Source organism: Nocardioides oceani (assembly GCF_030412965.1).
GTDB classification, from domain to species: domain Bacteria; phylum Actinomycetota; class Actinomycetes; order Propionibacteriales; family Nocardioidaceae; genus Nocardioides; species Nocardioides oceani.
Window position 1 is genome coordinate 156,661 of the sequence record NZ_JAUHJQ010000002.1, and the last position, 17,112, is coordinate 173,772.

The window sequence follows — 17,112 nt, forward strand, 5'->3', positions numbered from 1 at the left end:
GGAGGTCGGCCCGGACCCCTACTTTGGTCACGCCGGGACCGCCGCGCGTCCGATGCGCGGACCTCACCTGTTCGGGCAGGGTGGACCCATGATCAAGGTCGACCGACTGACCAGGACGTACGGCGGCTTCACCGCCGTCGACGACGTGAGCTTCACCTGCCAACCAGGCCGCGTGACCGGCTTCCTCGGCCCCAACGGCGCCGGGAAGACGACCACCATGCGGATCATGGTGGGACTGACCCCCGCGACGAGGGGGTCGGTGACCATCGGGGGGCTGGCCTACCACGACATCCCCAACCCGGGCCGCCACGTGGGCGTGCTCCTCGACGCCGGCGCCCAGCACGCCGGCCGCACCGGCCGCGAGATCCTCACCCTCGGCGCGAAGACGATGGGCCTGCCCCTGTCGCGCGTCGACGAGATGCTCGCGCTGGTGTCGCTGACCGACGCCGAGGCCAAGCGGCGGATGCGCAACTACTCCCTCGGCATGAAGCAGCGCCTCGGCATCGCCCACGCGCTGCTCGGCGACCCCTCGGTGCTGATCCTCGACGAGCCGGCCAACGGCCTGGACCCCGCCGGCATCCGCTGGATGCGGGACCTGCTCAAGGGCTACGCCAACCGTGGCGGCACCGTGCTGCTCTCCAGCCACCTGCTCAACGAGGTCGAGCTGGTCGCCGACGAGATGATCCTCATCGGCCGCGGCACGATCGTGGCCCAGGGTGACAAGGCGTCGCTGCTCGCCCAGTCGGGCCCGGCGGCCTCGCTGGTCACCTCGCTGGACAACGACGCGCTGGCCCGCGCCCTCCAGGGCCAGGGGTACGCCGTCACGCCGGCCGGCTCCGGGCTGCGCGTCGACGCCGAGCCCGTCCAGGTCGGCCGCGCCGCGCTCGAGGCCGGCGTCGTGCTGACCGACCTGCGCAGCGGAGCCCGCGGGCTCGAGGACCTCTTCCTCGAGCTGACCGCCGGCACCCAGCGCGAGGGCCACCCCGCCGCCGCGACCCAGCTCCAGGAAGGAGCCCAGGCATGAGCACCACCACCCCGAGCACCCCGAGCACCCCGAGCACCCCCTCGATGACCCTCGACGTCTCCGGCACCCCGAAGGTGCCGTTCACCCGCCTGGTCGGGGTCGAGCTGCGCAAGATCTACGACACCCGCGCGGGCCGCTGGCTGCTCGGCGCGATCGTGCTCATCACCGCGGCGATCATGACGATCTTCTTCTTCGCCGCCGACGCACCGGATCGCACGTTCGGCAACTTCATCGGCGTCTCCGCCACGCCGCAGGGCTTCCTGCTCCCGGTGCTGGGCATCCTGCTCGTCACCAGCGAGTGGACGCAGCGCACCGCGATGGTGACCTTCGCGCTCGAGCCGTCGCGCACCAGGGTGATCGCCGCCAAGACCGTCGCGGCCCTGATCTTCGGCGTCGCCGCCTTCCTGGCCGCGATCGTCGTGGCCGGTCTGTGCACCCTCGTCGGTGGTGCCGACGGTGGCTTCGAGGGGCTCGAGGCGCGCATCTTCCTGCTGTTCCTCGCGCTGCAGCTGCTGACCATCCTCCAGGGCCTGGCCTACGGCCTGATCCTGCTCAACACCCCGGCCGCGATCGTGACCTTCTTCGTGCTGCCGATCGCCTCGAGCATCGTGTTCAACCTGGTCTCGGGCCTGCGCGACCTCGCGCCCTGGCTGGACCTCGGCACGGCGCAGGGGCCGCTGTTCGAGAGCTTCGGCGCCAGCGCGCTCACCGGCGAGGAGTACGCCCAGCTCGGCACCACGACGCTGATCTGGATCGTCATCCCGTTCGTGCTCGGCTGGATCCGCGTGATGCGCGCCGAGGTGAAGTAGCGCCCGCCCGCCCCGGCTCACCGACGTCGGCCCGGCCCTCTAGCGTGGTCCCCATGACACGCGAAGACGGCCGGGCCGACGACGAGCTGCGCCCCGTGAAGATCACCCGCGGCTGGCTGGACCACGCCGCGGGGTCGGTGCTGGTGGAGTTCGGGGGGACGCGCGTGCTCTGCGCCGCCTCCGCCTCCGAGGGCGTCCCGCGCTGGCGCAAGGGCTCGGGCCTCGGCTGGGTCACCGCGGAGTACGCCATGCTCCCCGCCGCCACCAACACCCGCTCGGACCGTGAGTCGGTCAAGGGCCGCATCGGTGGCCGCACCCACGAGATCAGCCGGCTCATCGGCCGCTCGCTGCGCGCCGTCATCGACTACCGGGCGCTCGGCGAGAACACCATCGTCCTGGACTGCGACGTCCTCCAGGCCGACGGCGGCACGCGCACCGCCGCGATCACCGGCGCGTACGTCGCGCTCGCCGACGCCGTCGCCAGCCTCAAGGCCTCCGGGGCGCTCGCCGCGTCCGCGCAGCCGCTGACCGGCTCGGTCGCCGCGGTGAGCGTCGGCATCATCGACGGCGTGCCGCGCCTGGACCTGCCCTACGTCGAGGACGTCCGCGCCGAGACCGACATGAACGTCGTCATGACCGGCGACGGCAGGTTCGTCGAGATCCAGGGCACCGCCGAGGGCGCGGCCTTCGACCGGGCCGAGCTCGACGCGCTCCTCGCGCTCGCCGAGAAGGGGTGCGCCGACCTGACCCGGCTCCAGGAGGAGGCGCTCGCCCGGTGAGGGTCTTCCTGGCGTCGCGGAACGCGAAGAAGCTGGCCGAGATGGAGCGGATCCTGCGCGACCACGCGCCGGACATCGAGGTCGTCGGGCTCGACGACGTGGCGACGTACGACGAGCCGGTCGAGGACCAGCCGACCTTCGAGGGCAACGCGCTGCTCAAGGCCCGGGCCGGTGCCGCCGCGACCGGTCTGCCCTCGCTGGCCGACGACTCCGGGCTGTGCGTCGACGCGCTCAACGGCATGCCGGGCGTGCTGTCCGCGCGCTGGTCGGGCAAGCCCAAGGACGACGCGCGCAACAACCGCCTGCTGCTCGAGCAGCTCGAGGACGTCCCCGACGAGCGGCGTACCGCCCACTTCGCGTGCGCGGTCGCCTTCGTCCACCCCGACGGCACGGACCTGGTCGTCCACGGCCGCATGGACGGGCGGGTCGTCCGCGAGCAGCGGGGGAGCGGCGGCTTCGGGTACGACGTGCTGTTCGTCGCCGACGAGCACGCCGCCGACGGGCTCACCTCGGCCGAGCTGACCCCCGAGGAGAAGGACCGCGTCTCCCACCGCGGCCGCGCGCTGCGGGAGATCGCCCCGCTCGTCGCCCGCGCCCTCGGCTGACCGGAGCCCCGCCCCTGCTCTCGTCCGGTGCGTCGTCCAGCGTGCCGACCGGACGGCGCGTCACCTGCGCCTCACGCCGCGGACGCCACCCGGTCGCGCGCGACGAGCCGGGTGAGCACGAGGCCCCAGAGGGCGGCGAAGACGAACATGAAGATCGAGTAGACGGCAGCCGGGACGGAGATCGGGGTGCTGTCGAGGACCTCGACGGCCACGAAGATCGCGAGCGTGGCGTTGTGGACGCCGATCTCCATCGACGAGGCGATCGCCTGCCCCTCGCGGACGCCGGCCGCCCGCGGCACGACGTAGCCCACGACGAGGGACAGCGCGCAGAAGAGCGCGGCGGCGAGGCCGACGTCGGCGAGGTACTCGCCGACGTTCGAGCGCTGGTCGACCAGGATGCCGAGCACCAGCACGGCCAGGATCACCGCCGAGCCGGTGCGCACCGGCCGGTCCATCCGCAGGGCGAAGGACTCGGCGCGGGCGCGGACCAGCATGCCGAGCACCACCGGCACCAGGACCACCGCGAAGACCTCGACGACCTTGCCGAACTGCAGCGACACCTCGTCGCCGAGCCCGTAGTGGTCGATCGCCAGGTTCGTGATGACCGGCAGCGAGATGATCGCGACGACCGAGTTGATCGCGGTGAGCGAGACGTTGAGCGCGACGTCGCCGCGGAAGAGGTGGCTGAACAGGTTGGCGCTGGTGCCGCCGGGGCTCGCGGCGAGCAGCATCATGCCGACGGCGACCAGCGCGGGGAGGTCGAGCAGCTTGACCAGCCCGAAGCACACCAGCGGCAGCAGCACGAGCTGGCAGCCCAGGGCCACCGCCACGGCGCGCGGCTCCCGCGCCACCCGCCGGAAGTCGTCGGGCACCAGGGACAGCCCCAGGCCGAACATGATGATCGCCAGGGCGATCGGCAGCCCGACGGTGGTCAGCGCGGAGTCCATGCGCGGACTCTAGTGAGCGCCGTCACGTTCCGGGGTCGAACCGCCGACCGGTGCGGCGAGTCCCTCAGCCGTCCTTCTTCCTCGTCTGGGCGGCGAAGGCCTTCGTCGTGAGGCGGTCGGGCAGGTGGGTGGCGAGCTCGGCCATCGCCCGGTTCTTGAACGACCCTGCGACCACGTGCGGCTTGCCCGCGAACAGTGCGTCGAGGCCGTCGCGCGCCACGTCGTCCGGGTCGTCCTTGGGGCCCTGGCCCAGCGGGGTGTCGAGCAGGTCGGCCCGGCGGAAGAACTCCGTGTCGGTCGGGCCCGGCATCAGTGAGGTGACGGTGACGCCGGTGTCCTGCAGCTCGTGGCGGATGCCCTCGGCGAAGGAGTGCACGAACGCCTTGGACGCGGCGTACGTCGCCTGGAACGGGCTCGGCGCGACGGCGGCGATCGACGCCGTCACCAGGATCCGGCCCGACCCGCGCGGGACCATGTCGTCGACGGCGAGCTTGGCCAGGTGGACCGTGGAGCGCACGTTGAGGTCGACCAGCCCGAGGTGGCGGCCGAGCTCGGTCTCGGCGAAGGTGCCGCCCACGCCGACTCCCGCGTTGAGGACGACGACGTCGACCGGCCGACCGGTGGCCGACGCCTCCTGCCACAGGTGCCCGACCTCCTCGGGGCGGGTCAGGTCGACCTGCACCGCGCGGACATCGACCCCGTGCTCGGTCTTGAGGTCGGCCGCCGCGACGTGGATCTCCGGCTCCTCCGCGGTGATCACGAGGTCGTGCCCGCGCCGCGCCAGCTCGCCGGCGATCGACAGGCCGATGCCCGTCGACGCCCCGGTCACCAGTGCCAGCCCTGCCTGCTTGGTCTCGTCCATGCCGGGCGGGTACCCCGCGGTGCGCCCGGAGAGACTCGAACTCTCACTGGCCAGGACCTAAACCTGGTGCCTCTGCCAATTGGGCTACGGGCGCGCGGCGCCGAGTCTAGGGACGCCGCGCCGGGCGGCCTCAGGCCAGGGCGAGGTCCTTGCGCAGCTTGGCGACGTGGCCGGTGGCCTTGACGTTGTACTGCGCGACCTCGACGGTGCCGTCCTCGCCGACCACGACGGTCGAGCGGATGACGCCCTGGACGACCTTGCCGTAGAGCTTCTTCTCGCCGAAGGCGCCCCAGGCGGTCATGACGACCCTGTCGGCGTCGGAGAGGAGCCGGATGGTCAGGCCCTCCTTCTCGCGGAACTTCGCGAGCTTCTCCGGCTTGTCCGGCGAGATCCCGAGGACCTCGAAGCCCTGGGCCCGGAGCGAGTCGAGGGAGTCGCTGAAGTCGCAGGCCTGCTTGGTGCAGCCGGGCGTCATCGCGGAGGGGTAGAAGTAGACGATCACCTTGCGCCCGCGCAGCTCGCTCAGCGTGACCTGCTCGCCGGCGTCGTCCGGCAGGGTGAAGTCCGGTGCGGGGTCGCCGGGGGACAGGCGAGGCGTCTCGGCCACGAGGGCTCCTTCTTGCGAACGATGTGCAACAACCTAGGCTGGGTGGTACGACGTACCGCCGGGCCCGACGGTACCGACCGTCGCCGACAGCCGAGGAGCCGCTCCATGCACGTGCCCGACGGGTTCCTGGACGCGCCGACGTCCGTGGCCACCGGCGTCGTCGCCGCGGCCGCGGTCGGCGTCGCGCTCCGCAAGGCGCGCACCGAGCTCGACGACCGGACCGCCCCGATGGCCGGGCTGGTCGCGGCGTTCGTCTTCGCCGCGCAGATGATCAACTTCCCGGTCGGCGCCGGCACGAGCGGCCACCTCATGGGCGGCGCGCTCGCCGCGGTCCTCGTCGGGCCCTGGACCGGGCTGCTCTGCGTCTCGGTCGTGCTGGTCGTGCAGGCGCTGTTCATGGCCGACGGCGGCATCACCGCGCTCGGCACCAACGTCGTCCTGATCGGCGTGGTCACCGCGCTGGTCGGGTACGTCGTGTTCCGCGCGCTCCAGGCGGTGCTCCCGCGCCGCGTGGCCACCGTCGCCCCGAGCGCCGCCGTCGCCGCGTTCGTCTCCGTCCCGGTGGCGGCCGCGGTCTTCAGCCTGCTCTTCGCGATCGGCGGCACCGCCCCGGTCGACGCCGGCAGGGTGCTCACCGCGATGCTCGGCTGGCACGTGCTCATCGGCATCGGCGAGGCCGTCGTGACCGGCCTGGTCGTGGGTGCGGTCGTCGCGGTGCGGCCCGACCTCGTCCGTGGCGCCCGCCCGCTGGTCGAGGCCCGCGAGCTCGAGATCCGGACGGTCGCGGCATGAGCGCGCCCACCACGACGCCGCGCCGTCGGGTCAGCACCCGCGCCCTGGTCGTCGTCGGCCTCGTGGTCGCCCTGCTGGTGGCGGGCGTGGCCAGCTACTACGCCAGCTCCCACCCCGACGGGCTCGAGCACGTCGCGGGGGAGACCGGCTTCCTCGACTCCGCCGAGGACAGCCCGACCGCCGACAGCCCGTTCGCCGACTACACGACCGAGGGCGTCGAGGACGAGCGGCTCAGCGTCGGGATCGCCGGCGTCCTGGGCACCCTGGTCGTGCTCGTGCTCGCCGGCGGCCTCGCGCTGGCGCTCCGCCGGCGCACCCCCACCCCGGACGACGACACCGCCCGCGCCCGCGAACCCGAGCGGGCCTGAGTGGGCGCCGCCCACGGCCACCGCCTGCACCACCACGGCCACAGCGCGGTCCACCGCGCGCCGGCGCACCTGAAGATCCTCGCGCTCGTCGGCTTCGTCCTGCTCGTCGTCGCCACCCCCCGCGAGTGGTACGTCGCGTTCCCGGCCTACCTCGCGGTCGTGGTCGGCGTCGTCCTCACCGCCCGGGTGCCGCTGCTGTGGATCGTCCGGCGGATGGTGGTCGAGGTCCCGTTCCTGGTGTTCGCCGCGCTCGTGCCGTTCGTCGCGCACGGCCCGCGCACCGAGGTCCTCGGGCTCAGCGTCTCCGAGCCCGGCCTGGTCGCGGCGTGGGGCCTCGCGGTCAAGGCGACCCTCGGCGTGATGGCGTCGCTGACGCTGGCCGCGACCACCGAGCCGGTCGACGTCCTGCGCGGGCTGCGCCGGCTTCACGTCCCGAGCCTGATGGTCGAGATCATGTCCTTCATGCTCCGCTACCTCGACGTGGTCACCGCCGACCTCGGCCGGATGCTCACCGCGATGCGCTCGCGCGGCTGCGACCCGCGCTCCCCACGGCACTGGCCGGCGCTGGCGCGCTCGCTCGGCGCCCTGTTCATCCGCAGCTACGAGCGCGGCGAGCGGGTCCACCTCGCGATGCTCTCCCGCGGCTACACCGGCAGCCTGCCGACCGGGGCCGATCAGTGAGCACCCCGGTCCTCGACGTCCGCGGGCTGGCCTACGGCTACCCCGACGGCCACCAGGCGCTGTTCGGGGTCGACCTCCACGTCCACCGCGGCGAGCGGGTCGCGCTGCTCGGGCCCAACGGCGCCGGCAAGACCACGCTGGTGCTGCACCTCAACGGCATCCTCACGGCCGGCGCCGGGAGCGTCGCCGTCAGCGGGCTGCCCGTGGAGAAGCAGCACCTGCAGGAGGTGCGGCGGCGCGTCGGCATCGTCTTCCAGGACCCCGACGACCAGCTGTTCATGGGCACGGTCCGCCAGGACGTCGCCTTCGGCCCCGCCAACCTCGGCGTGCGCGGCGCCGACCTCGACCGCCGCGTCATGGCGGCGCTGGAGCAGGTCGGCATGGCCGAGCACGTCGACCGCCCGCCGCACCACCTCTCCTTCGGCCAGCGGCGCCGCGTCGCCGTCGCCACCGTGCTGGCGATGGAGCCGGAGGTGCTGGTGCTCGACGAGCCGTCCTCGAACCTCGACCCGGCCTCGCGGCGCGAGCTGGCCGACATCCTGCGCTCGCTGGACGTGACGGTGCTGATGGTCACGCACGACCTGCCCTACGCCCTGGAGCTCTGCCCGCGCTCGGTCGTCCTGTCCGGGGGCACGGTCGTGGCCGACGGGTCGACGTACGACGTGCTCACCGACGACGCGCTGATGCGCGCCCACCGCCTCGAGCTGCCCTTCGGCTTCGACCCGCGCTCGGTGCGGCCGGGATTGGGCACCGGGGTGGCACCAGACCGCGCGGCACCGCCCCGCACCGACGCGGCCGGGGGATTGGTAGCGTCTCCCGGCACGCACACGAACCCAGGAGACCTCACGTGAGCAAGGGCAACGACACCTCCTCCCTCGAGCGCGAGATCGAGGAGACCCGCGATCGCCTGGCGACCACCATCGACCAGCTCCTGTACCGCTCCAGCCCCAAGACGATCGTCGGCCGCGAGGTCGCGACGATCAAGGCGTACTACGTCGACGCCGCGGGCAACCCGCGCACCGACAACATCCTCAAGACCGTCGGCGCCGTCGTCGGGGCCGTGGCGCTGCTCGTGGTGGTCCGGAAGGTCGCCGGCTGACCGTGGCGACCCCCGACAAGACCCCGATCAAGATGCTGCACGACCGCATCCTGTGCGAGGTCGACAGCGACGCGGGCGAGCGACGCTCCTCCGGCGGCATCGTCATCCCGGCGACCGCCGCCATGGGCGCCACCCGCCTGTCGTGGTCCAAGGTGGTCGCGGTCGGCCCGCACGCCCGTGCCGTCGAGGTCGGGGACCGGGTGCTGTTCGAGGCCCAGGACAAGGCCGAGGTCGAGGTCCACGGGGAGCTGTACGTCGTCATGCGCGAGCGCGACGTCCACGCGGTCGCCGCGGAGCGGCTGGCCGACGAGGCCACCGGCCTCTACCTGTGAGCACCCACCTCTGATCGGCCCGGCGACGTAACCCGCGTCACCACCCGCCGTTGAGCGGGCGTGCTCCGACGCCTCGTCTCCTCGCTCGCCGCGGCCGCCCTGCTCCCCGCCGCCCTCGTCGTGCCCACCGCCGCCGGCGCCCCCGCGCCCGGCGCCGAGGCTGCCTCGTCCCCGGCGGCGAAGGCACCGCGCTACCAGGCCACCATCGAGTGGACGAAGCACGGCATCCCGCACATCAGCGCCGACGGCTTCGGCTCGCTCGGCTTCGGCAGCGGGTACGCCGCCGCGGAGGCGTCCCTGTGCACGCTGGCGGACACGTTGGTCACCGGCCGCGGCGAGCGCTCGCTGTGGTTCGGCCCGAAGGCGCGCTACCACGACCAGGTCACCCTCGACGCCACCAACCTGCAGGTCGACACGGTCGTCGCCGACCTCCACGCCCGCCGGGTCGTCGAGAAGCTGCTGGCCGACCCCGTCGCCGGCCCCGGCAAGCAGGCCCGCGCGATGGTGAAGGGGTACGTCGCCGGCCTCAACACCTACCTGCGCGAGACCCCGCGCAACCGGGTCACCGACCCCGCCTGCCGGGGCGCCGGCTACCTGGAGCCCGACGTCACCCCGCTCGACCTCTGGTACGGCGTGTACCTCGCCAACCTGCTCGCCTCCACCGGCGTGTTCGTCCCGGAGATCGCCGACGCCTCCCCGCCGAGCCTCACCGACCCCGGCCTGCCGCAGCTGCCGCTGCGGGCCGCCGACGTCGACCGCGACGCGCTCCTGACGGGGCTCGGCCGCGACCCCGGGGCGCCGTTCGGCTCCAACGCCACCGCGGCCGGCGGGCGCGCGACGAGCACGGGCCGGGGGATGCTGCTGGGCAACCCGCACTTCCCGTGGCGCGGTCGCTACCACTTCACCCAGCAGCACCAGACGATCCCCGGCCGCTACGACGTCGCCGGCGCGTCGCTGATCGGCTCGCCGGCGATCAACATCGGCTGGAACAAGGACGTCGCGTGGAGCCACACCGTCTCCACGGCGTACCGCTTCACGCCCTACGAGTACCGCCTCCTCGGCCCCACGACGTACCTCACCGAGAGCGGGCCGGAGGAGCTCCAGCGCCGCGAGGTGCGGGTGCGGGTCCGCGAGGGAGGCACGGTCCGCACGGTCACCGAGGACGTGTGGCGCACCGACGAGGGCTACGTCATCGACGACCCCGCGCAGCTGATGCCGTGGAGCGCGCTGAGCGTGTGGGCGATCCGTGACGCGAACGCCGAGCACCTGCGGACGATCGACACGTTCCTGGACATGGGCAAGGCGCGCAACGTGCGCGACCTGCTGCGCCGCCAGGACCGCGGCGGCGGCATGCCGTGGGTCAACACCACGGCCGCGGACCGCAAGGGCGACGTGCTGTACGCCGACCACTCGGTCGTCCCGCACGTCACCGACGAGATGGAGCAGCGCTGCCTCACCGTCGTCGGCCGGGTGCTCGACACCGTCGCCGGGCTGCCCGGGCTCGACGGCACGCGGGCGCAGGGCGACTGCGCCTGGGGGGCCGACCCCGACGCGCAGCGGCCCGGCATCCTCGGCCCGCGCAACCTGCCGTCGGTCGTGCGCCGCGACTGGGTGATGAACGCCAACGACTCCTACTGGCTGCCCAACCCCGCCTCGCCGCTCGAGGGCTTCCCGAGCATCCTGGGCTGCGAGCGCTGCGAGCGGACCATGCGCACGCGCGTCGTCGCCGACTACGTCGCCCGCCGGCTCGCCTCGGGCCGCAAGGAGACCCCCGCGAGCTTCCGCGGCCACCAGCACGAGAACCGGGTCATGGCCGCGGAGGTGATGCGCGCCGACGGCGCCTTGGACCGGGTCTGCGCGATGACGGGGGAGACCGAGGCGTGCGCGGCGCTCGCGCGGTGGGACGGCCGCTCGGACCGCGACTCCCGCGGCGTCCACCTCTTCGAGGCGTTCGTCGAGCGGCTGCCCACGCTGCCGCTGGACCTCGTCGACACCGTCTGGACCGTGCCGTTCGACCCCGCCGACCCGCTGAACACCCCGCGCGGCCTCAACGAGGCCAACCCGGGCGTCGTCCAGGCGATGAGCGACGCGATCGCCGCCGTCCGCGAGGCCGGCGTGCCGTTCGACGCCCGCTGGGGCTCCCTGCAGGTCGCCGGCGACCGCGGCGCCCCGCCGATCGGCCTCGGCGGCGGCGAGGGCGACGACGTCGGCAACGCCAACGTCGTCTCCTCCCGGTGGGTCGAGGACAACGCCGGGAAGTACAAGCCGATCACCTACGGCTCCTCGCACATCCAGGCGATCAGCTACCGCGCCGGCGGGCGGCTCGACGCCCGCACGATCCTCACCTACGGCCAGTCCGAGGACCCCACCTCTCCGTGGTCCTCCGACCAGACCCGCCTGTTCGCCCAGGAGAGGTGGGTGCGCTTCCCCTGGACCGACGCCGAGGTCCGGCGCGACCTGGTCCGCCGGCGGGTCGTGGTCGGCGGCTAGGAAGGCCGCGAAGCTCGCGGGATCCCAAGTTAACTTGGGATCTTGATGCTTCGCGGCCATCGGCATGGCCGCGAAGCGGCAGGAAAGGCCGCGAAGCTCCCCTCCCGGCCTGTGGAACCCGCCGGTAACCAGCGTGACGCGCACCACTAGGTTGGCGGCGTCCACTGTGCCCGGCCGTGACTCCGGGCGTTCCTCGGGAGGGAACCCATGACCACCGCACGCCCCACCACCACCCATCCGCGCCCCGTACGTCGCCTGCGCGCCGCGCTCGCGGCGACGACCGCCCTCGCCGCCACCGCCGCGGGCGCCGTGGCCGCGACCGGGCCGGCCACGGCCGCACCGGGGCCCACCGCCCCGGCCCAGGCCGCCCCAGCCCAGGCTGATGGCGTGGCCGACCGCGTCGTCGACGTCGACAGCGAGGAGCCGCTGGACTACGTGGCACTCGGCGACTCCTACAGCGCCGGCCCGCTCGTGCCGCTGATCCGGCTGGACCCGCTGGGCTGCATCCGGTCGACGTCGAACTACCCGGCCTACCTGGCCCGCCACCTCGGGGCGGCGTCGTACACCGACGTCACCTGCTCCGGTGCGGAGACCGCCGACCTGGTCGACCGGCGCCAGGAGACGATCATCCCGGGGCCGGCGCCGGCGCCGCAGGTCGACGTGCTCACCGACGCCACCGACCTGGTGACCATCGGCATCGGCGGCAACGACCACGAGCTGTTCGGGTCGATGATCGAGGTGTGCGGCGCGGTCGCCGAGCTCGATCCCGACGGCGCGCCGTGCAAGCGCCACTTCACCAACGCCCGGGGCGTGGACACCAAGCTCCGCGACGCCGACCGGATCCGCGGCGACGTCGCCGGCGTCATCCGCGCGGTCGAGCGCCGGGCGCCGAACGCCGCGGTCGTGGTCGTCGGCTACCCGCGCCTGCTCCCGCAGCAGGGCTCGTGCCAGGCAGTCGGCTTCGCGAAGGGCGACTACGCCTGGGGCAACAAGGTCGAGCGCCACCTCAACCGCTCGCTGCGCCTGGCCGCGGAGGCCGCCGATGCGACGTACGTCGACCTCTACCCCGCCTCGCGCGGCCACGACGCGTGTGCCGGCAGCCAGGCGTGGATCAACGGCAAGACCCTGAACCCGCTGCGGGCGGCGAACTTCCACCCGTTCGGCCGCGGGATGCGCGCGATGGCCCAGGAGGTCTACCGCCAGCTCAGCGGCGGTCGCACCGCTGCGGCGCGCGTCGCCCCGATGCGGGCCGACGGCGCGACGACCCGGCCGGTGACCCCGCAGCGTCGGGCCGAGGTCGTCGCGGCCTGGCGCCGCTGGCTCGCCGCGCAGCGCTGAGGCAGGAGGCGGACGGTCGGTGCTCGCCCGCCGGGGTCAGACCCGGCGGGCGAGGACGACGACGTTGTTCTCGAACGTCGAGCCGTTCCAGTCGGTGCACGAGACCAGCACCAGCCGGCCGCGGCCGTGGTCCTGGCCGAAGAGGGCCTCGGCCTGCTCGGCGAGCTCTGCGCGGCTGAGCACCCGCACGGCCGAGACGCGGTACCGCACCGTCCCCTCGCGGCTCACCACGAGCACCCGTTCGCCCCTGCCGAGCGCGGTGACCCGGTTGAGCGCCCCGCCGCCGGTGTGGACGGTGTGCCCGGTGACGACGGTCTGCCCGCGCCGTGCGCCGGCCCTGGCGCTGACGTCCCACCAGCCGACCTTCGTGTAGTCCGCGGGCGGCTGGAGCACCCGCCCGGCGAGCATGCCGATCGGCACGACGGGCGCCGTGACGTCGAGGGAGGGGATCCGCAGCCGGATCGGCTGGGCCGGGTCGGGGGCGACGTACGACCTCGCCTCCGACTCGCCCTCCGGCAGCACGACGCCGGCGACCGTCAGGCCGAGGGCGAGGACGAGTGCCGCCACCCAGGCGCCCTGGGCGAGGGCCGCGACCCGGCGCCGGACCGGCCCCGGCTCGCCGCGCGTCGGCGGCGTGTCCTCAGCGGAGTCCTCGGTGGGTCCCTCGGTGGCCACGGCCGGTCCGTCCGGTCAGGAGCGGAGCGTACGCCGCGTGGCGACCGCGCCGGCTCCGAGCGCCGTCAGCAGCAGGGCGAGCAGGCCGCCCGTGCCGAGCCCGGACCCACCCGAGCCGGCCGGCACCGACGTCGGCACCTGCGGCTCCTCGGGCTGCGGCTCCGGCGCCGGCGTGTTCGGCTCCTCCGGCTCGTCGGGCTGCACGCGACCGTTGGGCCCGCAGCTGCTGTGGCCGATCTCCACGTTCAGCAGCTCGACGCCGAAGCTCGCGGCGGCCGGGAGCACCCGGACGTCGAGCGCGGTGACGTCGATCTGGTTCGGGCCGCGCTCCTGCCGGTTGAGGGTGACGTCGAGGACGTTCTCCTCCAGGGGAGCCAGCTGCTCGCCGATCGTGCCGAGCGCTGCGGTGAGCACCTCGGCCTGGTCGATCACCTGCGCGAGCGGGCCGAGCGCGCCGTCGATGGCCTCGGTGAACTGGGTCCGCAGCGCCTGCAGCAGCAGGTCGGCCACCTCGCCGAGGTCGGTGACGAGCTTGGTGTTGGGGGCGGGGTCGGCGGGGAGGTTCAGCAGCTCGACCTCCTGCCCGCCCAGCCGGAGCGAGGCGCCCGCGCCGGCCAGGTTGGCGCCGCCGGTGACATCGCCCGGGCGGGCGACGCAGAAGCTCTGGATGGCGCCGAGGTCGAGCACGACCGCCGCGTCGGCCGCGGTCAGCACCTGCTCGAGCGCGGTCTGCAGGCCGGCGAGCAGCGGGTCGAGCACCGGCGCCAGCGCGTCCTGCAGCTGCTGGTCGAGCCCGGCGAGGAACTCGGACCGGACCAGCTGGAGGTTCGAGAGGTCGAGGTTGCCGGCGTTCAGCTCGAGGTTGTCACCGGGGCGCAGGCAGCTGCCCTCGTCGACCTCGACCAGCACCGCGCCGTCACCGGCGAGGCCGGCGCACGCGGCGGACGCGCCCCGGCCGTCCTCGATCTGGGTGCGGGCCTTCTGGGCGAGCGTGCCGGCCTGGATGAAGTCCTGCCCGCCGAGCACGGAGATGGCGGGGCTGTCGCTGCCCTCGGTGCGCTCGCGCTTGCCGTCGTTGGTGGCGGTGAAGGTCCCCGAGTCGGCGGGCGTCCCGCCGATCGTCAGGCGCAGCGCGGTCGCGCTGGCCTGGGCGACGGGCTTCTCCGCGGCGACGGCGGGCGTGCTGGTCAGCAGCACCAGCGAGCTGGCGGTGGCGGCGGCGGCGAGCCGTCCGGCGGTACGACGAGTGGTCACGAGGTGTTGGCTCCCTGTCGCCGCGCGCTCCCGGCGCGGCCCCGATGTCAGCAGTGGTCCACAGGCACAACGGCGGGGCCGGGAGGGGGTTACGGACGGCGGGGCGGGGACCGGTGGCCGGACACGGCACGAGGGCCGGTCCTCCCCCCGGGGAACCGGCCCTCGCGGCCTGGGTGCCACCTCGCGGTGGCAGGTCTCAGCGGACGCGGACGGTGAACGTCTCGGTGGTCGCGCCCGTCGTGGCTCCCGAACCGGGCAGCACCAGGCGGTACTGGAAGCGGCCGCGTCGCGTCTCCTTCGGGAAGGTGACCGTCGTGGTGCGGCTGCCCGGGACGACCGTCTTGACGGTGCTCCAGGTGCCGGACCGCAGGCGCTCCAGGGTCACGGTCTCCAGACCCGGGTGCTCCACGGTCACGCTGTCGGCCGGCGCGGTCGAGCCCTTGCGGACGCTCACGGTGCTGGTGCGCCAGCCCTCGATGTCGCTGATCGCCTGCGGCAGGTCGTAGGTCTCCGGGTCGCCGTCGTCGTTGATCCGGCACGTCAGCGGCGCCTTCGCGGGCTCCTGGTGGAACTTCTCGCCGTAGTGGTAGTTGCTGCCGGCGACCTGGGTCCACACGACGGCGTACTCCTTCACGCCTGCCGGCCAGTTCTTGTGCTGGGCGTAGGCGAAGGCGCGGGTGCCGGACCAGGTGCCCTCGTTGTTGTGGTAGTTCAGGGTGATCTCGCCGGCCACGTCGGTCCAGACCCGCACGTTGATGTCGTTGCTCTGGCCCTCGGGGATGTTCGAGGGGTACGCCACGAGCAGCGCGTAGCAGGACGGGTCGGTGTAGCGCCAGTTCCAGTTGAAGTTGCCGTAGCCGTCCGTCGCGGGCGGGTTCTGCGGCGACACGGGGACGACCGGCTCGGCCGGCTCCAGCACCTCGGTCGGCTCCGGCTCGGTCGGCTCGGGCCCGGCCGACGTGCTCGGAGCGGGAGTGGTCGGAGCGGGAGTGGTCGGCTCCGGCTGGGTCGGCGTGGTGGTCGGCGTGGTGGTCGGCGTGGTGGTCGGGGTGGTGGTCGGCGTGGTGGTCGGCGCCGTCGCGGACGGAGTGATGATCGTCGGCTCGGGGGTGGTCGGCGCCGGGGTGGTGGGCGCCGGGGTGGTGGGCGCCGGGGTGGTGGGCGCCGGGGTGGTGGGCGCCGGGGTGGTCGGCTTCGGGGTCGCGGCGACGTACTTGATCGAGTAGTGCGAGATGTCCTTCGCCTTGCCCGACACGTCGGTCGGGTAGCTGAAGGTGACGCTCGTGGCGGGCGGGGTCAGGTCGAAGTAGCGGGGCCCCAGACCCTGGTTCGTGCTGCCCGACTTCACGCAGTAGCCGGAGATCAGCTTGCCCGCCGGTGCCTTCACGGTGACGACCAGCTTCTCGGTGCTGTTCTGCGGCTTGAGGTGGTCAGCGGCGCCGAACTTGTCGCACACGTCGGTGTCCGCGGCACCCGCGGTCGACGTCGTGCCGAGCACGACGAGGGCGGAAGCCACGACCGCGGTGGCGAGGAGGGAGGCGAGGCGAGTGCGCACGAGGTGTCTCTTCCGGGACGGGAGCTGTTGGGTAAAGACTCCCAGCCCATCGGCCCGTTCCGTGCCGAGTTGACCGAACCTTGCTCAGCCTGAGCCGAACTTGCAGGTGCCTTGAGGTTGGGCACCGGTTTCGGCGCCCGACCTCGGCGCCGGCTCAGCCCAGCTTGAGCGTGGCGGTGATCTGCGTGCCCTCGGAGCGGTCGATCTGCAGGCTCTGGCAGATCGACTCCACCAGCGCCAGGCCGCGCCCGCGGGGGGCGTACATGTCGACCTGGGTGACCGTCGGCTCGGCCTCGCTGCCGTCGTCGCGGACGCAGAGGGTCAGCATGCTGTCCTCGACCCACCACGAGACGTGGATGGCGTCGTCGTCGGAGCGGCCGTGCTCGACGCCGTTGGTGACCAGCTCGCTGATCACCAGGGCGGCGTCGTTGACGATCCGCGGCGGGACGCCCGCCTGGGTGAGGAAGTCGTGCAGCTGGTGGCGTGCCGCGGTGGCGGCGGCCAGCTCGAACGGAAGCCGGTAGGACCGGACGTCGCCGGTGCTCATGCGGTTCGGTACGGCATCGCGCACACGTGGAGCACCCGCTGTGCGACGGTCCCGTCCTCGGCGACGAGGTCGAGCTCGGCCCCGGCGTTGCGCATGTTCTTGTGAGCGGTGGCGAGCACACCGACGGCGAGGCTCGGCATGAAGTCGACGTCGCTGAGGTCGACCACGAGGGACTCGGCGAAGTCCTGGCTGTACTTCTGCAGGACGTCGCGGAACCGGGGGCCGGCGAGCTCGTCGATCGTGCCGCTCACGCGCACGGTGCGGCTCTGCTCGTCGTAGTCCGCACTGAAGGGTCGATCCAACACGCCGGTCATCGTAACGCCCGGTCGCCCCGAGGTCGTGATCGGC

Annotated in this window: 20 protein-coding genes and 1 tRNA gene; 12 read left to right on the plus strand and 9 right to left on the minus strand. The window is 73.5% G+C overall.

Annotated features, from left to right (window positions below; all coding sequences use genetic code 11):
• The first annotated feature begins 88 nt into the window (after nt 1–88).
• From QWY28_RS06285 to rdgB, 4 genes are read left to right on the plus strand one after another with little or no spacing between them, the layout of a single operon-like run.
• Nucleotides 89–1,024: an ABC transporter ATP-binding protein gene (locus QWY28_RS06285; RefSeq protein ID WP_300951465.1), complete on the plus strand. Its 936-nt coding sequence runs from the start codon at nt 89–91 to the stop codon at nt 1,022–1,024.
• Nucleotides 1,021–1,833: an ABC transporter permease gene (locus tag QWY28_RS06290; RefSeq protein ID WP_300951466.1), complete on the plus strand. Its 813-nt coding sequence runs from the start codon at nt 1,021–1,023 to the stop codon at nt 1,831–1,833. The genes QWY28_RS06285 and QWY28_RS06290 overlap by 4 nt, the downstream gene beginning before the upstream one ends.
• Before the next feature lie 53 nt (nt 1,834–1,886).
• Complete coding sequence (gene rph, locus QWY28_RS06295) at nt 1,887–2,612, plus strand: ribonuclease PH (protein WP_300951467.1); 726 nt, start codon at nt 1,887–1,889, stop codon at nt 2,610–2,612.
• Nucleotides 2,609–3,217, plus strand: a complete 609-nt coding sequence (gene rdgB / locus QWY28_RS06300; protein ID WP_300951468.1) for an RdgB/HAM1 family non-canonical purine NTP pyrophosphatase — start codon at nt 2,609–2,611, stop codon at nt 3,215–3,217. The genes rph and rdgB overlap by 4 nt, the downstream gene beginning before the upstream one ends.
• Before the next feature lie 71 nt (nt 3,218–3,288).
• Here rdgB and QWY28_RS06305 read toward each other — a convergent pair whose 3' ends face one another.
• The 4 genes from QWY28_RS06305 to bcp all read right to left on the minus strand — a co-directional run bounded on the left by QWY28_RS06305 (nt 3,289) and on the right by bcp (nt 5,633).
• Nucleotides 3,289–4,164, minus strand: a complete 876-nt coding sequence (locus QWY28_RS06305; protein ID WP_300951469.1) for a bile acid:sodium symporter family protein — start codon at nt 4,162–4,164, stop codon at nt 3,289–3,291.
• A 64-nt stretch (nt 4,165–4,228) separates the two neighbouring features.
• Nucleotides 4,229–5,026, minus strand: a complete 798-nt coding sequence (locus QWY28_RS06310; RefSeq protein WP_300951471.1) for an SDR family NAD(P)-dependent oxidoreductase — start codon at nt 5,024–5,026, stop codon at nt 4,229–4,231.
• A gap of 20 nt (nt 5,027–5,046) precedes the next feature.
• A tRNA-Leu gene (locus QWY28_RS06315) sits at nt 5,047–5,120 on the minus strand.
• 36 nt (nt 5,121–5,156) lie between these two features.
• Entirely contained in the window at nt 5,157–5,633 is a 477-nt protein-coding gene (bcp, locus tag QWY28_RS06320; protein WP_300951472.1) for a thioredoxin-dependent thiol peroxidase, read from the minus strand.
• A 105-nt stretch (nt 5,634–5,738) separates the two neighbouring features.
• On the opposite strand from bcp, the gene QWY28_RS06325 reads away from it, so the two are divergent.
• From QWY28_RS06325 to QWY28_RS06360, 8 genes are all read left to right on the plus strand, one after another.
• Nucleotides 5,739–6,425, plus strand: a complete 687-nt coding sequence (locus QWY28_RS06325; RefSeq protein WP_300951473.1) for an energy-coupling factor ABC transporter permease — start codon at nt 5,739–5,741, stop codon at nt 6,423–6,425.
• Nucleotides 6,422–6,793, plus strand: a complete 372-nt coding sequence (locus QWY28_RS06330; protein ID WP_300951474.1) for a PDGLE domain-containing protein — start codon at nt 6,422–6,424, stop codon at nt 6,791–6,793. The genes QWY28_RS06325 and QWY28_RS06330 overlap by 4 nt, the downstream gene beginning before the upstream one ends.
• Nucleotides 6,794–7,474 (plus strand): cobalt ECF transporter T component CbiQ, encoded by a 681-nt coding sequence (gene cbiQ / locus QWY28_RS06335; protein ID WP_300951476.1) that lies wholly within the window; start codon nt 6,794–6,796, stop codon nt 7,472–7,474.
• Nucleotides 7,471–8,325 carry an energy-coupling factor ABC transporter ATP-binding protein gene (locus tag QWY28_RS06340; protein ID WP_300951477.1) on the plus strand — a complete coding sequence of 285 codons (855 nt, stop codon included), beginning with the start codon at nt 7,471–7,473 and terminating at the stop codon, nt 8,323–8,325. Before cbiQ ends, QWY28_RS06340 begins: the two co-directional genes overlap by 4 nt.
• Entirely contained in the window at nt 8,322–8,573 is a 252-nt protein-coding gene (locus tag QWY28_RS06345) for a DUF3618 domain-containing protein (RefSeq protein WP_300951478.1), read from the plus strand. The genes QWY28_RS06340 and QWY28_RS06345 overlap by 4 nt, the downstream gene beginning before the upstream one ends.
• Nucleotides 8,574–8,605: 32 nt before the next feature.
• Nucleotides 8,606–8,905: a GroES family chaperonin gene (locus tag QWY28_RS06350; RefSeq protein WP_300952280.1), complete on the plus strand. Its 300-nt coding sequence runs from the start codon at nt 8,606–8,608 to the stop codon at nt 8,903–8,905.
• A gap of 60 nt (nt 8,906–8,965) precedes the next feature.
• Nucleotides 8,966–11,395, plus strand: a complete 2,430-nt coding sequence (locus QWY28_RS06355) for a penicillin acylase family protein (protein ID WP_300951479.1) — start codon at nt 8,966–8,968, stop codon at nt 11,393–11,395.
• 207 nt (nt 11,396–11,602) lie between these two features.
• Nucleotides 11,603–12,733: an SGNH/GDSL hydrolase family protein gene (locus tag QWY28_RS06360; protein WP_300951480.1), complete on the plus strand. Its 1,131-nt coding sequence runs from the start codon at nt 11,603–11,605 to the stop codon at nt 12,731–12,733.
• Between the two features lie 36 nt (nt 12,734–12,769).
• Here the strand turns inward: QWY28_RS06360 and QWY28_RS06365 are convergent, their stop codons facing one another.
• The 5 genes from QWY28_RS06365 to QWY28_RS06385 all read right to left on the minus strand — a co-directional run bounded on the left by QWY28_RS06365 (nt 12,770) and on the right by QWY28_RS06385 (nt 17,069).
• On the minus strand, nt 12,770–13,408 hold the full coding sequence (locus QWY28_RS06365) for a class F sortase (RefSeq protein ID WP_300951481.1): 639 nt from the start codon (nt 13,406–13,408) through the stop codon (nt 12,770–12,772).
• Nucleotides 13,409–13,423: 15 nt separating this feature from the next.
• On the minus strand, nt 13,424–14,662 hold the full coding sequence (locus QWY28_RS06370; protein ID WP_300951482.1) for a hypothetical protein: 1,239 nt from the start codon (nt 14,660–14,662) through the stop codon (nt 13,424–13,426).
• A 196-nt stretch (nt 14,663–14,858) separates the two neighbouring features.
• Complete coding sequence (locus QWY28_RS06375; RefSeq protein WP_300951483.1) at nt 14,859–16,217, minus strand: hypothetical protein; 1,359 nt, start codon at nt 16,215–16,217, stop codon at nt 14,859–14,861.
• Between the two features lie 154 nt (nt 16,218–16,371).
• Nucleotides 16,372–16,764, minus strand: coding sequence for an ATP-binding protein (locus QWY28_RS06380; RefSeq protein ID WP_300951484.1), 393 nt, complete (start codon nt 16,762–16,764; stop codon nt 16,372–16,374).
• Nucleotides 16,761–17,069: an STAS domain-containing protein gene (locus QWY28_RS06385; protein ID WP_300951485.1), complete on the minus strand. Its 309-nt coding sequence runs from the start codon at nt 17,067–17,069 to the stop codon at nt 16,761–16,763. Before QWY28_RS06385 ends, QWY28_RS06380 begins: the two co-directional genes overlap by 4 nt.
• Nucleotides 17,070–17,112 lie beyond the last annotated feature (43 nt).